This window comes from Methylobacterium terricola (assembly GCF_006151805.1).
GTDB lineage: Bacteria > Pseudomonadota > Alphaproteobacteria > Rhizobiales > Beijerinckiaceae > Methylobacterium > Methylobacterium terricola.
This window is the reverse complement of the sequence record NZ_VDDA01000015.1, coordinates 72,115-92,691: the sequence shown is the minus strand read 5'-3', so window position 1 is coordinate 92,691 and position 20,577 is coordinate 72,115. Positions and strand designations below refer to the sequence as shown.

17 protein-coding genes and 1 tRNA gene are annotated in these 20,577 nt (G+C 71.8%); 7 read left to right on the top strand and 11 right to left on the bottom strand.

What is annotated here, in order from left to right:
• Positions 1-437: 437 nt before the first annotated feature.
• The 7 genes from FF100_RS38405 to FF100_RS25080 all read right to left on the bottom strand — a co-directional run bounded on the left by FF100_RS38405 (position 438) and on the right by FF100_RS25080 (position 9,276).
• The gene (locus FF100_RS38405; protein ID WP_281287317.1) at positions 438-2,345 is read right to left on the bottom strand and encodes a sigma-54-dependent Fis family transcriptional regulator; all 1,908 of its coding nucleotides are present in this window, start codon (positions 2,343-2,345) and stop codon (positions 438-440) included.
• 360 nt (positions 2,346-2,705) lie between these two features.
• A complete protein-coding gene (locus FF100_RS25105; RefSeq protein ID WP_139038502.1) occupies positions 2,706-3,641 on the bottom strand; it encodes a MurR/RpiR family transcriptional regulator in 936 nt (311 codons plus the stop codon).
• Positions 3,641-4,651, bottom strand: coding sequence for an ABC transporter ATP-binding protein (locus FF100_RS25100; RefSeq protein ID WP_246102337.1), 1,011 nt, complete (start codon positions 4,649-4,651; stop codon positions 3,641-3,643). The genes FF100_RS25105 and FF100_RS25100 overlap by 1 nt, the downstream gene beginning before the upstream one ends.
• Complete coding sequence (locus FF100_RS25095; protein WP_139038500.1) at positions 4,648-5,649, bottom strand: ABC transporter ATP-binding protein; 1,002 nt, start codon at positions 5,647-5,649, stop codon at positions 4,648-4,650. The genes FF100_RS25100 and FF100_RS25095 overlap by 4 nt, the downstream gene beginning before the upstream one ends.
• 2 nt (positions 5,650-5,651) lie before the next feature.
• The gene (locus tag FF100_RS25090) at positions 5,652-6,497 is read right to left on the bottom strand and encodes an ABC transporter permease (protein WP_139038499.1); all 846 of its coding nucleotides are present in this window, start codon (positions 6,495-6,497) and stop codon (positions 5,652-5,654) included.
• A complete protein-coding gene (locus FF100_RS25085; protein ID WP_139038498.1) occupies positions 6,494-7,435 on the bottom strand; it encodes an ABC transporter permease in 942 nt (313 codons plus the stop codon). Before FF100_RS25085 ends, FF100_RS25090 begins: the two co-directional genes overlap by 4 nt.
• A gap of 281 nt (positions 7,436-7,716) precedes the next feature.
• Entirely contained in the window at positions 7,717-9,276 is a 1,560-nt protein-coding gene (locus tag FF100_RS25080) for an ABC transporter substrate-binding protein (protein ID WP_139038497.1), read from the bottom strand.
• Positions 9,277-9,436: 160 nt separating this feature from the next.
• On the opposite strand from FF100_RS25080, the gene FF100_RS25075 reads away from it, so the two are divergent.
• The 3 genes from FF100_RS25075 to FF100_RS25065 all read left to right on the top strand — a co-directional run bounded on the left by FF100_RS25075 (position 9,437) and on the right by FF100_RS25065 (position 11,216).
• Positions 9,437-10,573, top strand: coding sequence for an amidohydrolase/deacetylase family metallohydrolase (locus tag FF100_RS25075; RefSeq protein WP_139038496.1), 1,137 nt, complete (start codon positions 9,437-9,439; stop codon positions 10,571-10,573).
• An 11-nt stretch (positions 10,574-10,584) separates the two neighbouring features.
• Positions 10,585-11,046, top strand: coding sequence for a RidA family protein (locus tag FF100_RS25070; RefSeq protein WP_139038495.1), 462 nt, complete (start codon positions 10,585-10,587; stop codon positions 11,044-11,046).
• A gap of 93 nt (positions 11,047-11,139) precedes the next feature.
• Positions 11,140-11,216, top strand: a tRNA-Arg gene (locus FF100_RS25065).
• 529 nt (positions 11,217-11,745) lie between these two features.
• On the opposite strand, the gene FF100_RS25060 is transcribed toward FF100_RS25065, so the two are convergent.
• From FF100_RS25060 to FF100_RS25045, 4 genes are all read right to left on the bottom strand, one after another.
• Positions 11,746-12,630: a ribokinase gene (locus FF100_RS25060; RefSeq protein ID WP_139038494.1), complete on the bottom strand. Its 885-nt coding sequence runs from the start codon at positions 12,628-12,630 to the stop codon at positions 11,746-11,748.
• Positions 12,631-12,944: 314 nt separating this feature from the next.
• Complete coding sequence (locus FF100_RS25055; RefSeq protein ID WP_139038493.1) at positions 12,945-14,351, bottom strand: FAD-binding oxidoreductase; 1,407 nt, start codon at positions 14,349-14,351, stop codon at positions 12,945-12,947.
• A gap of 189 nt (positions 14,352-14,540) precedes the next feature.
• Positions 14,541-15,428, bottom strand: coding sequence for a dihydrodipicolinate synthase family protein (locus tag FF100_RS25050; protein ID WP_139038492.1), 888 nt, complete (start codon positions 15,426-15,428; stop codon positions 14,541-14,543).
• Positions 15,425-16,195, bottom strand: a complete 771-nt coding sequence (locus FF100_RS25045; RefSeq protein ID WP_139038491.1) for a GntR family transcriptional regulator — start codon at positions 16,193-16,195, stop codon at positions 15,425-15,427. The genes FF100_RS25050 and FF100_RS25045 overlap by 4 nt, the downstream gene beginning before the upstream one ends.
• Positions 16,196-16,355: 160 nt before the next feature.
• On the opposite strand from FF100_RS25045, the gene FF100_RS25040 reads away from it, so the two are divergent.
• The 4 genes from FF100_RS25040 to FF100_RS25025 are packed head-to-tail and all read left to right on the top strand — an operon-like array spanning position 16,356 to position 20,561.
• Positions 16,356-17,738: an ABC transporter substrate-binding protein gene (locus FF100_RS25040; protein ID WP_246102335.1), complete on the top strand. Its 1,383-nt coding sequence runs from the start codon at positions 16,356-16,358 to the stop codon at positions 17,736-17,738.
• Between the two features lie 36 nt (positions 17,739-17,774).
• Positions 17,775-18,686 carry a carbohydrate ABC transporter permease gene (locus FF100_RS25035; RefSeq protein ID WP_246102333.1) on the top strand — a complete coding sequence of 304 codons (912 nt, stop codon included), beginning with the start codon at positions 17,775-17,777 and terminating at the stop codon, positions 18,684-18,686.
• A gap of 10 nt (positions 18,687-18,696) precedes the next feature.
• The gene (locus FF100_RS25030) at positions 18,697-19,512 is read left to right on the top strand and encodes a carbohydrate ABC transporter permease (protein ID WP_139038490.1); all 816 of its coding nucleotides are present in this window, start codon (positions 18,697-18,699) and stop codon (positions 19,510-19,512) included.
• Positions 19,513-19,517: 5 nt separating this feature from the next.
• Positions 19,518-20,561: an ABC transporter ATP-binding protein gene (locus tag FF100_RS25025; protein ID WP_139038489.1), complete on the top strand. Its 1,044-nt coding sequence runs from the start codon at positions 19,518-19,520 to the stop codon at positions 20,559-20,561.
• Positions 20,562-20,577: the final 16 nt, after the last annotated feature.

Genomic DNA, 20,577 nt, shown 5'->3' with positions numbered 1-20,577 from the left:
GTGGAGAGGCCCGCGGCGTCGCGCGCGATCCATGGCCTCGACTGGCTGCCGGATCAAAGGCAGGTCTATTTTCAATCAATCCCGGCCCCCTTTCCCGCACGACTGTAGCGAAGCGGAAGGAGATCCGGAATCCAGCACAAAAACTCGCGAAGCGTCCACCTGCCTGCGACAGTGCTGCATGCGGAGCCGCTTCGCGGCAATTCTCCCCTGGATCCCGGATCTCCTTCCGCTGACGCTCCAGTCGTCCGGGAAAGGGGTGGGTGAGAGGGCCGATACTGCCCTGTACCGGAGAGGGGGATCGATCGCCATCGTCCAAGGATGTGACGGGCAGACGTGCCGGCCGCAGGCCCGACGCGCCGTGAGCGCCGGTCCGACGCCCCACCTGAGGCGCCCCACCTGTGGCACCGAGCTGGCGGTGCCACAGGTGGGGCGCCCCCTCATCCCGCGTGGTTCGGCGAGACCAGGCCCAGACGCCGCATGCGCCGGTGCACCGTCGAGCGGTCGAGCCCGAGGTCGCGGGCGACCGCCGAGACGTTCCAGGCCCGCCGGCGCAGGGCCGCCGCCAGGGCCTCGTCGCCCTCAGGGGCCGGCACGGGCGCGGGAGCCGCCGGGACGATCGTGGGCGGCAGGTCGGAGACGCCGATCTCAGACGCGTCGGCCAGCGCGCAGGCATAATCGAGGGCGCTGACGAGTTCGCGCACGTTGCCGGGCCAGGCGTGGCGGGCGAGCGCCGCCATGGCCGCCTCGGTGAGGCGGGGGGAGCCGGGCCGTCCCGCCAGCAGCCGACCGACCAGGGCGGCGAAGTCGGTCCGTTCGCGCAAGGGCGGCAGCGTGAAGCGGGCCCCGGCGAGCCGATACAGAAGATCCTCGCGAAACCGCCCCTCGCGCACCAGCGCGGCGAGGTCGCGATGGGTCGCGGCGATCACCCGGAGATCGACGGGCCGCGGCACCGTCGCGCCGAGTGCCGTCACCTCGCGCTCGGCCAGCACCCGCAGCAGGCGGGTCTGGGCGGGAAGCGGCATGTCGCCGATCTCGTCGAGGAACAGCGTGCCGCCATCGGCGCCCTGCACCAGGCCGGTCTTGCCCTTCGCCGCCGCGCCCGTGAAGGCGCCGGGCTCGAAGCCGAACAGCTCGGACTCGATCAGGCTCTCGGGCAGGGCCGCGCAATTGACCGCGACGAAGGGTTTGTCCGCGCGATCCGAGCCCCGGTGCAGGGCGCGGGCGAAGAACTCCTTGCCGGTGCCGGTCTCGCCGTCGACGAGAAGGCTGACCCCCGCGGCGAACAGCCGGGCGGCCCGGCCGGCCATCGGGGCGAGGGTGGGGTCGGCGAGGGCCGGCGGCCGGGGAGGGGCGGCGGGCCGTCCGGCCCGGGCCGGCGGGGCGGCGGGTTCCAGGGCGAGCGCGTAGAAGCGCTCCCCGCCGCGCAACGACAGCACGCGCCGCTCCACCGGCACCGCCCTCGTGTAGCGCGGCAGGTCCTCGACCGAGGCCTCGAACAGCGCGTCGAGGCGCAGGCCCAAGCCGGCATGCGCCAAGCCGGCATGCCGGAGATCCGTGGGGCGGCGCGGCTTGTGCAGCGCCCGGTCGATCAGCGCCCGCGCCCGGCTGTTGAAGCCGAGGATGCGCCCGCCCGCATCCACCGCCAGGGCGAGCTCGGGCTCGATATCGGCGAATTCCGGCGAGCGCGACAGGTGCAGGATCCACTCGCGCCGGAAGCCGTTGTGCAGGCTCGCGGTCTCGATCCGGTGGGCGAAGGAGGTGACGAGCTGGAGCGCGAGGTGCTGGCTCGCCTTCGGCGCCGGTGCCTGAAGGGCCGAGATGTCGAGCACGGCGGCCAGCGTGCCGTCGGCGGCGTAGACCGGCGCGGCCGTGCAGGTGAGCCCGATATGGTCGCCGGCGAAATGGTCGTCGAGATGCACCGACAGGGCCTCGCCGGTGGCGATGCAGGTGCCGACCGCGCAGGTGCCGGCCAGGTGCTCGTTCCAGTCCGAGCCGCGATAGAGGCCGGCGCGGCGAAGGTCCCCGTCGCGACGGGAATCGCCGATGAAATCGACCGCGACGCCGCGGGCATCGGCCAGGATCAGCACGTAGCCGAGCCCCGAGACCTGCCGGTACAGGGCCTCGACGCCGAAGCGTGCCACCCGGATCAGGTCGTCGAGGGCGTCGCGGTGCTCGCGCAGGCGCGCCTGGGTGTGGATGTAGGCCCGGCGCGGGGCGGCGGGGTCGAGCCGGTACTCGGCCATGCAGCGCTGCCAGGACTGGCTGATCAGCGGGTCGCGCTCAGGCCCGCCGTCGCTGGCGGCGCGGACGAGCTCGTCGATATGGGCCATCACGGCAGACTGCACCGCGTCCCTCCCGGATTGTCCCGCGCCGGATCTTCGTCCGGATCGCGGGTCGCATACTGCGCGGGAAAGGGCGGGAGGGGAAGGTGGGTGGGGGTGGAGTGCCTGTCCTGCGATGCTGAGGCTGCCGTGGGACGGTTCGGATGTTGCGAGCGACCCCTTTCCCGGACGACTGGAACGAAGTGGAAGGAGATCCGGGATCCAGCACAAGACTTCGCGAAGCGCACGCCTGTCTGCAACGGCGCAACATGCGGAGCCGCTTCGCGGCGAGTCTTACGTCTGGGGCCCGGATCTCCTCCCGCTGACGCTTCAGTCGTCCGGGAAAGGGGGTTGGCTCACGACGGGAGGTCCCGTAGTCCGGTCTTATTCCCCACCCATCCCCGGCGCGTCGTCGCTGTCGAGCTGCTCGCTCTGCAGGAGGTCGTGCACGGCGGCGAGGCGGCGGGAGGCGCCGTCGCCGAGGGCGAGGCCGAGGCGCACGCTCAGGATCTCGATCACGATGATCTGCGCGATGATGGCATCCGTCCCGACCCGCATCGCCGCGTCGCCCGGCACGTCGACCGCGAGCAGGATGTCGGCGGCGTGGTGCAGCGGCGTGCCGGTGCGGGTGATCGCCACCACGGTGGCGCCGGCCCGGCGCGCCACCGCGACGGTGCGCAGCAGCGCCGGCATGCGCCCGACATAGGAGATCGCCACCAGCACGTCGCCCGCTCCGAGGCAGGAGGCCGCGGTCAGCTGGAGATGCGCGTCGGAGAACGAGTTCGACGGGATGCCGAGCCGGAACAGGCGGGCATGGAGGTCGTGGGCGAGGAAGTGCGAGGTCGCGCCGGTGCCGGCGGTGTCGACCCGTTTGGCGGCACGGATCGCCGCCACCGCCGCCTCGATCCGATCGGGGTCGAGGCCCGATTGCCACTCGGCCAGCATCGAGGTGACGCTGCCGACGACGTTGCGCACCACCTCGCCGGGCGCGTCGGTGGGCCGGACGCTGCGGTGAACGTACGGGGTGCCGAGTGCCAGCGAGCCGGCGAGCTTCAGCTTCATGTCGCGCACGCCCTCGCAGCCGACGGCGCGGGCGAAGCGCACGATGGTCGGCGCGCTCACCCCGGCCCGCTCGGCCAGGAGCTCGACCCCGGTCTGCACCGCCCATTCCGGGTCGGCGACGATCATCCGGGCGATCCGGGCCTGCGTCTCGGGCAGGCCGTCGATGCTGTCGCGCAAGGTCCGCAGCAGGTCGGGGGAGCCGGCATCCGCACCGCGCAGGTCGTGGGCGGAGGTGTCCCGGGTGGGCGCCCCCGCCATCAGGCCGCTTCCCGCATCTCGGAGGCGTCGCGGATGCAGGCGAAGCGGTGCCCGTCCCCGGCCTCGCGCATCGGCGGCACCGCTTGCGCGCAGGCCTCGACGGCGAGCGGGCAGCGGGTGCGGAACACGCAGCCCGACGGCGGCGCGATCGGGCTCGGGATGTCGCCCTTGAGCATGCGGGCGATCCGCGGCGCGTCCGGATCGGCCTTCGGCGAGGCGGCGAGCAGCGCCCTCGTGTAGGGGTGGCGCGGGCGCTCCACCACCTCCGCCGTCGGGCCGATCTCCATCACCCGGCCGAGATACAGCACCACCACCCGGTCGCAGAGCAGCTCGACCACGTCGAGGTCGTGCGAGATGAACAGCATCGCCAGCCCGAGCCGCGCCCGCAGATCCTGGAGCAGGTTGAGCACCTGCGCCTGCACCGACACGTCGAGGGCCGAGACCGGTTCGTCGGCGACGATCAGGCCCGGCTCGACGGCGAGCGCCCGGGCGATGCCGATGCGCTGGCGCTGGCCGCCGGAGAATTCGTGCGGGAAGCGGTCGAGATGCTCGGCCGACAGGCCGACGAGGTCGAGGAGCTCGGCCATGCGCTCCCGACGCCGGGAGCGGGCGAGGCCGTGGGCATCGAGCGCTTCGCCGAGGATGCCGGAGACCCGCAGGCGCGGGTTGAGGCTGGCATAGGGGTCCTGGAAGATCATCTGCGCCCGGCGGCGCAGGGGCTTCAGGCGCCGCTCGGGCAGCGTCGACACGTCCTCGCCGGCAAAGCGGATCGTGCCGGCGGTCGGGTCGAGGAGACGCAGGCACAAGCGCCCGATCGTCGACTTGCCGGAGCCGGATTCGCCGACCAGCCCGACGACCTCGCCCGGGGCCACGGTGAAGCTCACGTCCTCCACCGCCCGCACCTGGGCCGGCGGGCGGCCGAAGCGCTTGGTCAGGCCGTCCACCGCGAGAATCGGCTCGACCGAGCCGATGGGAGCGATCGGGTCGACCGGAACGATCGAGGTGTTCACATCTCCCTCCAGTACAGGCAGCGGGCGGCACGGTCGGCCGCGATGGCCTCGAGCGGGGGCGGGGTGGTGCGGCATTCCTCCCGCACCCGCTCGCAGCGGGGCGAGAAGGCGCAAGCCGCGCGGATCGAGGCCGCCCCCCCGAGGGCGCCCGGGATCGAGCGGACGTGGCGGCGCCCGTCCGCGCCCCGGATGGCCCGCGCCGGCAGCGAATCGAGCAGGCCCGCGGTGTAGGGGTGGCGCGGATGGCGGAAGAGGTCGCCGACCGGCCCCGTCTCGACGATGCGCCCGGCATACATCACCGCCACCCGGTCGGCGACCTCCGCCACCACGCCGAGATTGTGGGTGATGAACAGCACGCCCATCCCGGTCTCGCGCCGCAGCCGGTCGATCAGGGCCAGGATCTGCGCCTGGATCGTCACGTCGAGGGCGGTCGTCGGCTCGTCGGCGATGAGGAGGCGCGGATTGCACGCCATGGCGAGCGCGATCATCACCCGCTGGCGCATCCCGCCCGACATCTGGTGCGGGTAATCGTGCAGGCGCTTGGCGGCGGCCGGGATCTCGACCAGCTCCAGCATCTCCTGTGCCCGGCGGAGCGCCGCGCGCCGGTCGAGCTTCAGGTGGAGCCGCACCGATTCGGCGATCTGCTCGCCGGCGGTGAGCACCGGGTTGAGGCTCGTCATCGGCTCCTGGAAGATCATGGCGATCTCGGCGCCGCGCAGGCGCCGCACCCGGTCGGGCGCGGCCGTCGCCAGGTCGATCGTCTCGCCGGCCTTCGTCCGGTACAGGATCCGGCCCTTCGCGACGCGGCCGGCCGGGCGGGGCAGCAGCCCCATCACGGCGAGGCTCGACACCGACTTGCCGGAGCCGGATTCGCCGACGAGCGCCACGGTCTCAGCCGGAGCGATCGCCACATCGACGCCGGTGACGGGGGCGACCTCGCCGGCTTCCGTGGTGAAGCGGACTTCGAGGTCCTCGATGGAGAGGAGGCGGTCGGTCATCGCTAAAGGGCCTTCCGCAGCTTCGGGTCGAGCATGTCGCGCAGGCCGTCGCCGAGGATCTGGAGCGAGAGCGCCGAGAGCACGATGGCGAGGCCCGGATAGAGCACGGTCCAGAACGCCCGGTCGGCAAATTGCTGGCCGGAGGCGATCATCGTGCCCCAGGTCGGGATCTCCGGCGGCACGCCGGCGCCGAGGAACGACAGGCCGGCCTCGGCGAGCACCGCGTAGGCGAAGATGAAGGTCGCCTGGATCAGGATCGGCGAGGCGACGTTCAAGAGGATATGCACGGTCAGGATCCGCGGCGTGCCGACCCCGAGCGCACGCGCCGCCTCGACGAAGGGCAGCTCGCGCACCACCAGGGTCGAGGCGCGCACCACCCGCACCACCCGCGGCGTGTAGACGATGGCGAGCGCCAGCACGACGTTGCCGGCCGAGGCGCCCAGCACCGCGACGAGGAAGATCGCCAGCAGGATGTCGGGGAGCGCCATCAGGGCGTCGACCACCCGCATGATCGGCCCGTCGAGGCGCCGGTCGTAGCCGGCCAGGATCCCGAACAGGGTGCCGACGAGGCAGGAGGCGAGCACCACCGAGAACCCGATCCCGAGCGAGGCCCGGGCGCCGTAGATGATCCGCGAGAGCACGTCGCGGCCGAGCTCGTCGGTGCCGAGCCAGTGCTCGGGCGAGGGCGGGCGCAGGCGGCGCACCACCCGCATCGCCCCCGGATCGAAGGGCGAGACCCATGGGGCGGCCAGAGCCACGACGACGATCGTGAGCAGCACCAGGGCGGCGAGCAGCACGAGCTTGCGCCGGAACAGGCGGCGCAGGAACAGGAGGGCGGGGGCGGTCACGCGGTCACCCGGGGGTCGACGAGGCGGTAGATGACATCGACCGCGAGGTTGATGAGGACGTAGAGGCCGGCGACCAGGACGAGGGCGCCCTGGATGACGGGATAGTCGCGCCGCAGCACCGCCGAGACCACGAGGTTGCCGATGCCGGGCAGGCCGAACACCGTCTCGGTGACGATGGCGCCGCCGATGAGCAGCGCGATCGTCAGCCCGAGCACGGTGACGATCGGCACCAGCGCGGTGCCGAAGGCGTGCCGCAGCACGACCCGGCTCTCCGGCAGGCCCTTGGAGCGGGCGGTGCGCACGTAGTCGTTCGACAAGACGTCGAGCATCGAGGCGCGGGTGAAGCGGGTGATCAGCGCCGAGTTGACGATGCCGAGGACGAGCGACGGCAGGACGAGGTGTTCCAGGCGCTCCCCCAAGCTCGCCCCGGGCGCGCCGTAGCCCGCGACCGGGAACCAGCCGAGGCGCACGGCGAAGAACTGGATCAGGATCAGGCCGAGCCAGAAGCTCGGCACGTTGGCGGCGAGCAAGGCCAGCCCGCTCACCACCTGGTCGACCGCGCGGCCGCGCCAGACCGCCGAGACGATGCCGGCCGGCACGCCGACGAGGGCGGCGATGGTGACCGAGAACAGGGCGAGGAAGAAGGTCGGCTCGGCCCGGTCCCACAGCACCGTGGTCACCGGCTGCTGCAGGAAGATCGAGCGGCCGAAATTGCCGGTGGCGATCTCCTTCAGCCACAGGGCGAACTGCACCAGGAGCGGCTGATCGAGCCCGAAGGTGGCGCGCAACCGCGCGACGTCCTCAGGCGAGGCCTGGTCCCCCAGCATGATCGCCGCCGGGTCGCCGGGGGCGAGCCGGGTGAGAAAGAACACCATGGTGGCGACCAGGAACAGCACCACCAGGAGGCCGCCGAGCCGGCGGGCGAGATAGGTCCACATCGGGCTGCCGCTTTCCATGGGATCAATGCGCAGGCAGGATCGATCGCTGGATCGCTCCCCTGTCCCGGACGACTGAAGCGTCAGCGGAAGGAGATCCGGGATCCAGCACAAGAACTCGCGAAGCGTCTATACATTTGCAACGGTGCAAGAGGCAGAGCCGCTTCGCGGCACGTCCTCTGCTGGATCCCGGATCTCCTTCCGCTCTCGCGTCAGTCGTCCGGGAAAGGGTGTGGCTGACGACGAATCGTCAGCCCGGCGGGCACGGTGTAGCGTGCCGCGCGTCACGCCGCCTCGACGTTCCAGAACGCCGGCCACGGCATCGGCGAGAAGCCCTTGAGCTTGCCCGACAGGCCGGACAGGGCCGCGAAGTTGCCGACCCGGATATACGGCACCTCGGTGTAGATCACCTCCTGCACCGGTCCCCACAGGGCGCCGCGCTTGGCCGGATCGGTCTCGGCATTGAAGGCCGCGAGCGCCGCCTTCTTGGCCGGGGTGTCCCACCAGCCCGGGGCGCCGTCGCCGAGCTGCGGCGGCGTCAGCATCGGCTCGGGCAGGAAGGCCGAGTGGGTGATGTAGACGTCCCAGAGCGCCGGATCGCCGCGGCGGGAGACCAGGGTCGCCCAGTCGACCACGTCGAGGGTCACCTTGAAGCCGGCGGCGCGCAGCTCCTCGGCCATGACGAGCGCGATGCGGTTGTGGAAGTCGTACTGCTTCGAGTTCAGGATGCGGATCGGCGTGCCGTCGTAATTTGCTTTCGCCAGCAGCGCCTTGGCGCCCTTGTCGTCGCCCTTGTCGTAGGCCTGGGTGCCGGCGGTGGAATGGAACGGCGAGCCCTTCGGGAAGTGGCTGCCCGTCGCCTCGAAGAATTTCTCCTCGCCGAAGGCCGCCATCAGAAGCTCAGTGTCGCTCAGCGCCATCTGGAGCGCCTGGCGCACGGTCTGGTTGGCGCACGGCCCCTGCTTGGTGTTGAGCACGATGTAGGGGAAGCCGAACGGCATCGTCAGCACCGGCTTCACGCCGGCCGACTTGGCGATGCGCCCGTTGCTCTCCACCGGCAGCTGGTCGGCGAAGTGGTACTGGCCGGCGACCACGCCCTCGACCCGGGTATTGGCGTTCGGCACCGGGATGAAGCGCAGCTCCGGGATCGCGGCTTTCCGGCGCCCGGCATAGCCGCTCGGGGCCTCGCTGCGGGCCGCGTAGGAATCGTGCCGGGTCAGCACCACGAACTGGTCGGGCCGGCGCTCCTTGAACCGGTAGGGACCGGTGCCGACGAACTCGACGAGCGGGTTGGCGATCGCCTCCCGGGCCATGATGGCGGCAAAGCCCGAGGGCAGGGCGAGATGGGCGAGCAACGCCGGGTTGACGGCCTTGAGGACGATCTCGACGCCGTGCGGGCCCTTCGCCGTCAGGCTCGCCAGCCCGGCCGCGATCCCCTTGCCCCGCGGCGTCATCTCCATCCAGCGCTTGAGCGAGGCGACGACGTCCTCGGAATCGAGCGCCCGGCCGTTATGGAGCGGCACGCCCTCACGCAGGGCGATCGTGTAGGTCTTCCCGTCCGGGCTGATCGTCGGCAGCGACGCAGCCAGCATCGGCTGCACGGTCCAGTTCGCGTCGAACGTATAAAGCGGCTCGAACACGTGCTGCATGATCGTGGCGACGAGGTCGGCGGTCGAGGCCATCGGGTCGAGGGATTGCGGCTCGCCCACCATCGCCAGGTTGACGCTGCCCATCGCGCCGCCCGCTTGCGCGAGGGCCCGCACCGGCACCAGGGGGCCGAGGGCGAGGCCGGTCGTGAGGGCGCGGCGGGTCAGGCCGGCGCGCGGGCGGTCGGTGGGGGCCATGGACGTCTCCTGCTAGGCGCTTTCTGTAAACTTATTTCACGACGCGACCGAACGTCAAGGCGTCACCTCGGCGGAAATCGGGGCGCGAACCGTTTTCGGGTTGCGTATCCCGGCGTCGCCGTGTAATTTTTTTTCGCAAGCCTGACAGCCAGCGGATTCCATGACCTTCGATCTCGTGCTCGCGGGCGGTCGCGTCGTCGACCCGTCCCAGTCCATCGACCGCGTCGCCGACGTCGCCTTTTCGGCCGGCACGGTGGCGGCCATCGGCGAGGGGCTCTCCGCCTCGGCCCGGGCGGTGCACGACTGCGCCGGCCGCCTCGTCACCCCGGGCCTCATCGACCTGCACACCCACGTCTACTGGGGCGGCACCTCGCTCGGGGTCGACGCCCCGGCGCTCGCCCGGTCGGGCGCGGTCACGACCTTCGTCGATACCGGCAGCGCCGGTCCGGGCAACTTCGCAGGGTTTCGCCGCCACGTCGTCGAGCCGTCGCCGGTGCGGATCATCCCGCTGATGAGCGTGTCGTTCGCCGGCATCTACGCCTTCTCCAAGCGGGTGAACATCGGCGAGAGCGGCGACCAGCGGCTGCTCTGCGCGCCGGCCGCCCTCGAGGTCGCGCTCGCCAACCGCGACGTGCTCGGCGGCCTCAAGGTCCGGGTCGGCCGCAATGCCGGCGGCACCTCCGGCATCGTGCCGCTCGACATCGCCCGCCAGGTCGCGGACGAGGCCGGGATGATGCTGATGGTCCATATCGACGAGCCGCCCCCGACGCTGGCCGAGGTGCTGGAGCGGCTGCGCCCGGGCGACATCCTCACCCACGCCTTCCGGCCGTTCCCCAACACCCCGGTGACCGCGGATGGCCGCGTGCGCCCCGAGGTGCTGGAGGCCCGGGCCCGCGGCGTCGTGTTCGACATCGGCCACGGCATGGGCTCCTTCGCCTTCTCGGTCGGCCGCACCATGCTGGAGAACGGCTTCCTGCCGGACTGCATCTCGTCGGACGTGCACACGCTCTGCATCGAGGGGCCGGCCTTCGACCTGCTCACCACGATGTCGAAGTTCCTCTGCCTCGGCATGCCGCTCGTCGAGGTGATCCGCGCCGCCACCGACAACCCGGCCCGCGCGCTCACGCGTCCGGATCTCGGCACCTTCCGGGTCGGCGCGGCCGGCGACGCCTCGGTGCTGTCCCTTGACGAGGGCCGCTTCGACTATGTCGACTCGACCGGTGTGCATCTCGCCGGCGCGCAGCGCCTGTCCGCCGCCGCCACGATCATCGGCGGCGCCGTCTTCCACGCCAACTGAAGGAGAAGCTCATGACCCCCGAAGAGAAGCTCGCCGAACTCGGCCTGACCCTTCCCGCGGTGCCGGTGCCGGTGGCTAACTACGTGCCGTACCGCATCGTCGGCGACCTGCTCTACCTCTCGGGCCAGGGCCCGAAGCGCCCCGACGGCACCTACCGCCCCGGCCGCCTCGGCCGCGACGCCACGATCGAGGAAGCCTACGCCGACGCGCAGCTCGCCGGCCTGCAGCTCCTCGCCGTCGCCAAGTCGGCGCTCGGCGACCTGTCGCGCATCAAGGCGGTGGTGAAGCTCCTCGGCATGGTCAATGCCGAGCCGGACTTCGCCGACCATCCGAAGGTCATCAACGGCTGCTCGGACCTGCTGGTGAACGTGCTCGGCGATGCCGGCCGCCACGCCCGCTCGGCGGTCGGCATGGGCTCGCTGCCCAACGCCATGACGGTCGAGGTCGAGGCGATCCTGCAGATCGCGCCCTGACCTGAGGGGACGGGGGCCCGCAGCGCGAGGCCCCCGTCCGGGGCTTCGCCAGTGGACGACCGGCGAGGGGCCTGCTACCACCCGGACCGGCCAGACTCCGTAGCTCAGCTGGATAGAGCAGCCGCCTTCTAAGCGGCAGGTCGTAGGTTCGAGCCCTACCGGGGTCGCCATTTTTGGCGCCGCTAACCTTCCCCAATGACTGAGAATTCCGCTTTAGCGGCGCGGTGCGCTTGCGCCCCGCGGCGAGCGCATTTGAGGAATAAAACAGGAACGAGCGGACGGGCGCCTGCACGGGGTTTCACCAGATTTCCCACCTGCTTGAGCCGGGGAGGGGCTTCGGTCTCACCGGCAGGGAGCCTCCATGCCCCCGCCCTCCCCGAGCTTCGCGGCGACCGACGCCGACATCGTGTCCACGGGACTCTGCGAGCGCTGCGGGTCGTCAGACGCAGAGGCCGCCTCGGCCGACCTCCACACCCGTTGCGACTCGTGCGGCCATCACACGCCCGCATCCGGGGGGCAACCAGGAGCCGGGCGCTCCGGGCGCTCATCATGTCCGCGCTGATCGGCCCCGGGCCGAAGCACCGGCGCATCTCGCCCCAGGACCTCGGTCAACGACACCGTGGTCGCCCTGATCAAGGCGCGCGAGGCGACCTTCCCGGCGCCCGCCGACCCGGCGGTCACTCCGGCCTGACCGGACGCTCAGCCCTCGACGGCCCGGTCGGTCTCGGCGCGCCACGGCAGGCTCGCCTGGCTGCCCCGCCGGCCGCAGGCGAGGGCCGCCGCGGCGCTCGCCCGCTCCATCGCCGCCCGCAACGGCGCGCCGCGGTCGAGGGCGGCGGCCATCACGCCGACGAAACCATCCCCCGCCGCCGTGGTATCGACCGGCGTGATCGCCCGGGCCGGAACGTGCCAGGCTCCGCCCGCCGTCGCGGCCTCCGAGCCCGCCTCGCCGAGGGTGCGGACGACGTCGATCCCGAGCGCCGCGTGCAGGGCGGCCGCCTCCGGCGCGCAGCCGAGCCGGGCGGCGGTCGCCTCCGCCTCGTCCTCGTTGACGACGAGGAGCCCGGCGAGCCCCAGGGTGTCGCGGTCGAGCGGAAGGGCCGGGGCGAGGTTGAGGATGCTGCGCACCGCCCGCGCCCGGGCCCTGCGCAGCAGGGCGGCGGTCTCGGCCGGATCGACCTCCATCTGCAGGAGCAGCGCGGTCGCGCGGGCGAGGTCGGCATCCTCGATCTGGTCCGCCCGGGTCCGGGCATTCGCCCCGAGCGCCACCGCGATGCGGTTACGCCCATGCGCGTCGATCCAGATCGAGGCGCAGCCCGTCGCCGCCTCGACGGCGCGGACCCGCCCGAGATCGGCGCCGGCCTCGCGCAGCCCCGAGAGCGCCACCTCCGCAAGGGCATCGCGCCCGACCGCGCCGACCATCACGACCTCCGCCCCGTCGCGGGCGGCGGCCACCGCCTGGTTGGCGCCCTTGCCGCCCGCCTGCACCGCGAGGTCCTCGGCGAGCAGGGTCTGGCCCGAGCGCGGGATCTCGGGCAGGCGAAAGATCAGGTCGGCGTTGAGGGAGCCGAAGCAGACGATCAACGGGGTTCTCCGGCGATGGGAGGAATCATCGATGAGCGGATCTTCGTCGCGTCGCGCGAGGCCATCCAGACCGGCTCGACGGACCCGCCATCCGTCACGTCAGTCCGGGGCCGACGCGCCCCGCCGAAACGACCGGGTGCGTCGGGGAGGCCGCGGCGTACCGTGGCGGGCGGCCGTCGATCCGCGGGCCGGCCGTCCTATACCCTCGCGCCGTCATCGACGCGTCGATGCGAAGGCCTCCGGCGCATTCGCGCCGACGCCCGATCGGGCTGGCCTTGCGCCTTCGAACCGCTCCGTTCGAAGGCGCGGCGGGATCACACCACCTTCCCGGGATTGAGCATCCCGTCCGGATCCAGCGCCGCCTTCAGGCGCCGCATCAGGGCGATCTCGGCCTCGGAGCGGACATGGCCGAGCCAGGGCTTCTTGGTGAGCCCGATGCCGTGCTCGGCCGAGACGGTGCCGCCGAACTCGCGCACCAGGCCGTAGACCACCTCCTGGATCACGTCCTTCGGCTGCGGGTGCGCGCCCTTCAGGCCGGCGACGATGTGCAGGTTGCCGTCGCCGATATGGCCGTAGAACAGCGCGAAGGCGCCGGGCAGGCGCCCGGCCAGGGCCGCCTTGCAGGCCCGCACATACGCGTCCATCGTCGCCACCGGCAGGCCGATGTCGAACGGCTCGTGCGGACCGAGCACCAGCGGGAATTCCGAGCAGGCGTCGCGCACGCCCCAGAACGCCGTCACGTCGGCCATCGAGCGCGACACGACCGCGTCGGCCAGCAGCCCCGCCTCGGCCTGCTGCTCGAGCCAGGCCTGGAAGCGCGGCGCGTCGTAGGCCTCGTCGGTCCCCTGCGCCTCGACCAGGCAATAGGCGGCGTGGCCCTGGGGCAGCGGCACCCGCACGCCCGGCATGTCGCCGACCGTCTCCCAGTAATCCGGCCACATCACCTCGAAGGCCGACAGCATCGGCCCGAGACCCCGCCGGGCCGCCGCGAGGAGCCCGACCACCGCGTCGTAATCCGGCAGGGCGCAGAGCGCCGCCATGGTGCAGGCCGGCTTCGGAAAGAGCCGCAGCACCAGCCGGGTGATGATGCCGAGCGTGCCCTCCGAGCCGATGAACAGGTGCTTGAGGTCGTAGCCGGCGTTGTTCTTGATCATGGTGTTGAGGGCGGTGACCGTGCCGCCGTCGGGCAGGACCACCTCGAGCCCCAGGATCATGTCCCGGGTCATGCCGTAGCGGATGACCCGGTTGCCGCCGGCATTGGTCGAGGCGTTGCCGCCGATCGCGCAGGACCCGCGCGCGCCGAGATCGAGCGGGACCAGGAAGCCGGCCTCGTCGGCGGCCTGCTGCACCACCTGGAGCGGCGTGCCGGCCCGGACCGTCATGGTGGCGGAGGCCGGGTCGATCGCCTCGATTCCGGTCATCCGCTCCAGCGAGAGGGCGACCGCGCCGGGGACCGGCCGCGCACCGCCGCACAGGCCGGTGAGGCCGCCCTGCGGCACCACCGGCACGCCGTAGCGGGCGCAGATCCGCATCGCGGCGGCGACCGCCTCGGTGGTGGCGGGGCGGACGACCGCGAGCGGCGCCTGGGGACCGAGCGTGCTCCAGTCGGATTCGTTGCGGGCCGGGCGATCGGGGCCGGCGAGCACCGTCCTCTCGCCCAGCTCCGCCACGAGGGCGGCGATCACCGCCTCGTCGCGGGATGCGTCCGGTTGCGCCGTCATTCGAACTCTCCTCCCCAGGGCGGCGTGGGATCGCCGCTCGTCTCGGTGGCGGCCGCTCTAGAGCACCGCCCGATCATGGTGCAACCGGACGATGCTCCGCGTCCGCGATGCGGCCCATGAACCGGCCCATGAACCGGCCCATGAACCGGCCCATGAACCGGCCTCCGCATCGGCGGGACGCGCTCTCGCTCAGGCCGCCGCGGCGCGGGAGAGGCCCGCGATCTCGTCCGCGATGCGCTGGCCGATCCCGGCCTCGGCCGCGACCAGCGGCGCCCGCACCCGGCCGAAGGCAGGCTCGCCGGTCATCGCGGCCATGGCGGATTTCAGCACCGGCACGAACGGGCCGCGGATCAGGCCAATCGCCGCCCGCATCGGGCCCTCGGCCGTGGCGGGATCGGTGAACATCGCCCGGACCAGGTCGGGCACGAGGTTGGCCATGCCGCAGATCGTGCCGACCCCGCCCTCGGCGAGCGCCCGGCCGATATCGGCCTCGTTGCCGACGCAGACCGCCACCTCCGGCGCCGCCGCCCGGAACGCCTGGAACTGCTTGAAATCGCCGGAGCTGTCCTTCACGCCGGCGACGAGGTGGCCGTAGCGCGCCCGCAGGGTGGCGACGGCCGCCGGCGGCAGCGCGACGCCGGAGGTCTGCGGGATGTGGTAGAGCGTCGCCCGCAGGCGGTCGTCGCCGACGCCGTCGAGATAGGCCGCGAAGGCGTCGACGAGCCCGGCCTCGGTCACGTCGCGGTAGAAGTAGGGCGGCAGCACCAGGGCGTGGGCGAGGCCGAGGGACAGGGCCGCCTTCGTCAGTGCCACGGCGTCCGGGATCGCCGGCATGCCGGTGCCGAGGCCGATCCGCTCCGCCGGGATGCCGCCGGCGAGCAGAGCCTCGACCGCCGCGAGGCGCTCGGGAGCGGAGAACGAGGTGCCCTCGCCGGTGGTGCCGAACGGCACCACGCCGTCGCAGCCCCGCTCCGTCAGGAACCGGACGTGGCGCACGAGGGCGCCGTGATCGACCGCGCCGGTTGCTTCGAGCGGCGTGGCGAGGGCGACCCACAGGCCGGTGATGGCGTTGGTCATGCGGTCCTCCGAGAGGGCGCCTCGCGCCCTTCCTTGTTGAGCGATGCGGAGTTGAGCGATGCGGACGCCTCGCGCCCGTCGATCGCGAGGGAAGCAGGTGCCTCGCGCCGGTCGGCGTCGCGCCCGGTCTCGAGGCCGAGCGCCCGGCGGCGCGAGGTCTCGAGGTGCCGGCGCAGGGCCGCCGCGGCGGCGTCGGGGTCGCGGTCCTCGACCGCCGCCAGGATCGCCGCGTGCTCGGCGAAGGCCGGCGGCAGCACCTCGGGCGAGAGCGCGACGCGGCTCTGCATGATGACCCGGATGCGGATCAGGTTGACCCGGTGAATCTCGGAGACGAGGCCGTTGCCGAGATGGGCGACGATCGCGTCGTGGAAGCCCCAGTCGGTTCCCTGCGCCTCGGCGATCAGCGCCTCGGTGACCCCGTCCCGCGCCGCCGTGCTGATCCGGTCGTGGGCGGCCCGGTGGGCCGCCACTAGGCCGGCCGGCGCGGTGCGGGCGAAATGCGCCACCGCCGCCGTCTCGATGATCTCCCGGAGCTGGAACGCCTCGTGGACCAGGCGGAGGTCGACCGCGGCCACCTGCAACCCGCGCTGCGGCAGGGTCGTGATCAGCCCGTCGGCCTCGAGCCGCGGGATCATCTCGCGGACGGCGCCGAGCGGCAGGCCGGTGACCGCCACCAGCTCGCGCTGCGTCACGAAGGAGCCCGGCGCCAGCCGCCCGTCCAGCAAATGCTGGACGAAGGCGTCATAGGCTTGGTCGCGCTGTTTCATGTCACTCGTCTCTCATTGACATGTCAGTCTGTCAATCGCTAAAGGTTCTCTCAACACGCGGTGATCGGGCAGCGTGTGCGGAGGTGTCGGTTGGTCCGACGCCCGGCGCCGCCCGGCGAAGACGTGACGGGGAACCGGCCGGCCGGTCCGAGGAGGAAACATGTCGACGATGCAGCGCGCGAAGGCTCTCGGCCGTTCCGCCCGGAAGGCAGGGCGCCCGCGCGGGCGTGCCTTCGCCCTGCCGGGCCTCGTCGCAGGATCCCTGGCCGGATCCCTGGCCGGCACCTTGGCCGGCCTCCCGGCCCGCGCCGAGGGGTTCGACTGGAAGCGGTACGACGGCCAGACCATCAACCTCGTCCTCACCAACCATCCCTGGAGCAACGCCATCCGGGACATGGGCCAGCAATTCACCGACAAGACCGGGATCAAGCTGCGCATCGAGATCCTCAACGAGGATCCTCAGCGCGCCCGCCTCAACACGCTGCTGCAGGCCAAGTCCTCGGACATCGACGTCTTCGTCTCGCTCAAGATCCGCGAGGGTGCGGTCTACAACAAGGCTGGCTGGTACGCCGACGTCGCGCCGATGCTGAAGGACCCGGCCCAGACCGCGCCGGAGTTCCGCATCGAGGATTTCGGTGCCGGGCTGATCCGCAACGAGACCTTCGGGGGCAAGCTCACCGGCTTGCCGATCAACGTCGAGGGGCCGCTGTTCTACTGGCGCAAGGACATCTTCGCCAAGTGCAACGTCGCCGTGCCCGACTCCCTCGAGGACATCCTGGAGGCGGCGCGCACGATCAAGGCCTGCGATCCGTCGATCAACGCCTGGGCCGCCCGCGGCGTGCGCAACGCCGTGCCCTACCCGATGGCCGCCTTCGTGTTCAACAGCGGCGGCGGCTTCAAGTCGGTGGACGGGACCAAGCCCGGCCTGTGCCGGCCGGAATCGGTCGCCGGGCTGACGCTCTACACCGACCTCCTCAAGGATTTCGGCCCGGTCGGGGCCACCAACCACAGCTTCCCGCAGGTCGTCGAGCTCCTGGGCCAGGGCAAGGTCGCCATGACCCATGAATCCTCGAACGAGTTCTCCAACATCATGAAGTATCCGGGCCGGGAGGACGATCTCGGCGTCAAGGTGCTGCCGAAGGGGCGGGCGAGCGGCGTGTCGCAGCCGATCGGCTTCGGCTGGGGCCTGTCGATCTCGGAATATTCCCGCCGCAAGGGGCCGTCCTGGACCTTCCTGCAATGGGCGACCTCGCCCGAGGTGCAGGCGGTGCTGGTCGATCGCGGCGTGGCGCCCTCGCGCAACTCGGTCTTCACCGGCGAGGGGATGCGCGCCTGGGCGAGCCAGAAGCCGGTGCGCCAGCAATGGGTCGACGCGGTGAGCGAGATCAGCCGCCGCGGCACCGGCGACTACGCCTCGCCGACAGACCGGGTGCCGGAGACCCGCGAGATCATCGGGCGGGCGGCGCAGGAGGTGGTGCTGGGCCAGAAGACGCCCCAGCAGGCCGCCTGCGACGCCGACGCCGCCCTGCTCAAGCTGCAATAGGCGGAACGCCTCGAACCCGCACGATGGAGGACGCCCGTGAGCACGATCGCCGGCGAAGCTCTGGCCGTCGCACCCGAGCGGGTGCGAAGCGGCCAGCAGAAGATCTCGTTCTCCTGGATGGTCTGGCCGGCGGTGGCCTTCGTCGTCCTGATGATGGTGTTCCCGCTGGTCTATGCGGCCTGGATCTCGCTCCAGGACGCCTCGCTCGGGACCGAGCCGCGCTTCGTCGGGATCGAGAACTACCTGAACCTGGCGAGCGACCCGGAATTCCTCAACGCCTTCCGGGTCACCTGGGTGCTCTACGGGGCGGCGCTGGCACTCCAGCTGGCACTCGGGACGTGGCTCGGCATCGTCCTCAACGGCGTCAGGGTCGCCCGGCACCTCGTGCGCACCATCGCCATCACGCCGTTCATGATGCCGCCGGTGGTGGTCGGCATGATGGCGATCGTGCTCCTCGATCCGTCGGTCGGCATCGTGAACTGGCTCCTCGGCACGGTGGGCGTGCCGCCGCTCCTGTGGCTGGCGAGCCCGCGCTGGGTGCTGCTCAGCGTGGCGCTGGTCGATACCTGGCAATGGGCGCCGTTCGTCGGGCTGATCGTGCTCGGCGGCCTGCAATCGCTGCCGGCGAGCGTGTTCGAGGCGGCGGAGGTCGACGGCGTGATCGGCTGGCGCCGGTTCGTCTACGTCACGCTGCCGCTCCTCGGGCCGACGCTGCTCACCGCGGCGGTGCTGCGCTCGGTTGATCTCCTGCGCTTCTTCGACCTCGTCTTCATCGCCACCCGGGGTGGGCCGGGCAACGCCTCGACCACGATGAACATGTACGCCTACCAGCAGGGCTTCGAGTTCTCGCGCTTCGGCCACGCCTCGGCGGCGATGCTGACCCTGTCGGCCGTGGTCCTGTGCACGGTCATGGTCTTCGCCCGCCTGCGGCGCGCCGTGAGCTACTGAGGAGCCGCCGATGACCCCCCCCGCCGCCCGCCGGATCCTCGGCCGCCTCCAGGTCGCCGCGATGCTGGTCGCGGTCCTGGCCCCGCTCGCCTGGATGGTCCTGTCCTCGTTCAAGGTCAGCCGCGACGTGATGGCGCTGCCGCCGCGCCTGATCTTCACCCCGACGCTCGACAATTACCGCGAGCTGTTCCTGCGCACCGACTTCCTGCACAACACCTGGAACAGCCTGGTGGTGGCGCTCGGCGCGACGCTGCTCGGGCTCGTGCTCGGGGCGCCCGCCGCCTTCGCGATCGCCTGGCACCGCACCACCTGGCCGGCGACGCTGACGCTGTTCGCCCGCATGGCGCCGGGCACGCTGTTCCTTTTGCCGTGGTTCATCCTGTTCTCGCAGGTCGACCTCGTCGGCACCTACACGGTGCTGATCCTGACCCACGGGGCGATCACCGTGCCGGTCGCGCTCTGGACGCTCCTGCCCTATTTCGACGCCCTGCCGCGGGCGCTGATCGAATCGGCCCAGATGGACGGCTGCCGCCCGCACGCGATCCTCGGGCGCATCGCGCTCCCGCTCGTCGCGCCGGGCCTGGTGGTGGCGGCGATCCTCTGCTTCGTCTTCACCTGGAACTACTTCCTGTTCGCGCTCGCCCTGTCGGGGTTCGACACCAAGACGGCGATCGTCGCCTCGTTCAACTTCATCGGCGAGGGCGTCACCAACTGGGGCGCCCTGATGGCCGCCGCCACCATGATCGCGCTGCCGCCCCTCGTCCTCGCGCTCCTCGTCCAACGCCACCTCGTCTCGGGCCTGTCGTCCGGGGCGGTGAAGGGATGATTCCGATGCCGGCCCTCTCGATCCGCAACGTCGTCAAGCGCTACGGCGCCGCCGAGGTCATCCGGTCCCTGAGCTTCGACGTCTCGCCCGGCGAGTTCATCGTCTTCGTCGGCCCCTCGGGCTGCGGCAAGTCCACGCTGCTGCGCATGATCGCCGGGCTCGAGGACTTCCAGGCGGGCGAGGTCGCCATCGACGGCCGGGTGGTCAACGGGCTCGCCCCGTGGCAGCGCGACATCGCGATGGTGTTCCAGGATTACGCGCTCTATCCCCACATGAGCGTGGCGGCCAATATCGGCTTCAGCCTCAAGATGGCGGGCATCGACCGCAAGGCCGTCGCCGCCAAGGTCGACCGGGTCGCCCAGGTTCTCCAGATCGGCCACCTCCTCGACCGCAAGCCGAAGGCGCTGTCGGGCGGCCAGCGCCAGCGCGTCGCCATCGGCCGCGCCATGGTCCGCGACCCCAAGATCTTCCTGTTCGACGAGCCGCTCTCCAACCTCGACGCCAAGCTCAGGGTCGACATGCGGGCCGAGATCAAGCAGCTCCACCAGCGCCTCGGCGCGACGATGATCTACGTCACCCACGACCAGGTCGAGGCGATGACGCTCGCCGACCGCATCGTGGTGCTGAAGGAGGGCCGCATCGAGCAGATCGGCACCCCGTCCGAACTCTACCGCGCCCCCGCCTCGCGCTTCGTGGCGAGCTTCATCGGCTCGCCGGCGATGAATTTCGTCCCGGTCGAGGTCGCCGACGGCGCCATCACCCTGCCGGGCGGCGAGCGCATCCCAACGCCGAGCGCCCATGCCGGCCGGGCCTCCTTCGGCATCCGGCCGGAGCACCTGAGCCTCGGCGGCGACGGCCCGGCGCTCCGCGGCACGATCTCCCTCGTCGAGCCCCTCGGGGCGGATACCCTGGTGACGATCGCCAGCGGCGAGGAGCGGGTCCTCGCGCGGCTGCCCGGGGACGTGGCGCCGGTGCCGGGGGAGGTGGTGGCGCTGACGTTCGATCCTGGACGGGGGGCCTTGTTCTCGGTGGAGGGGCGGCGGGTTTAGGAGCGGGAGCCAAGCA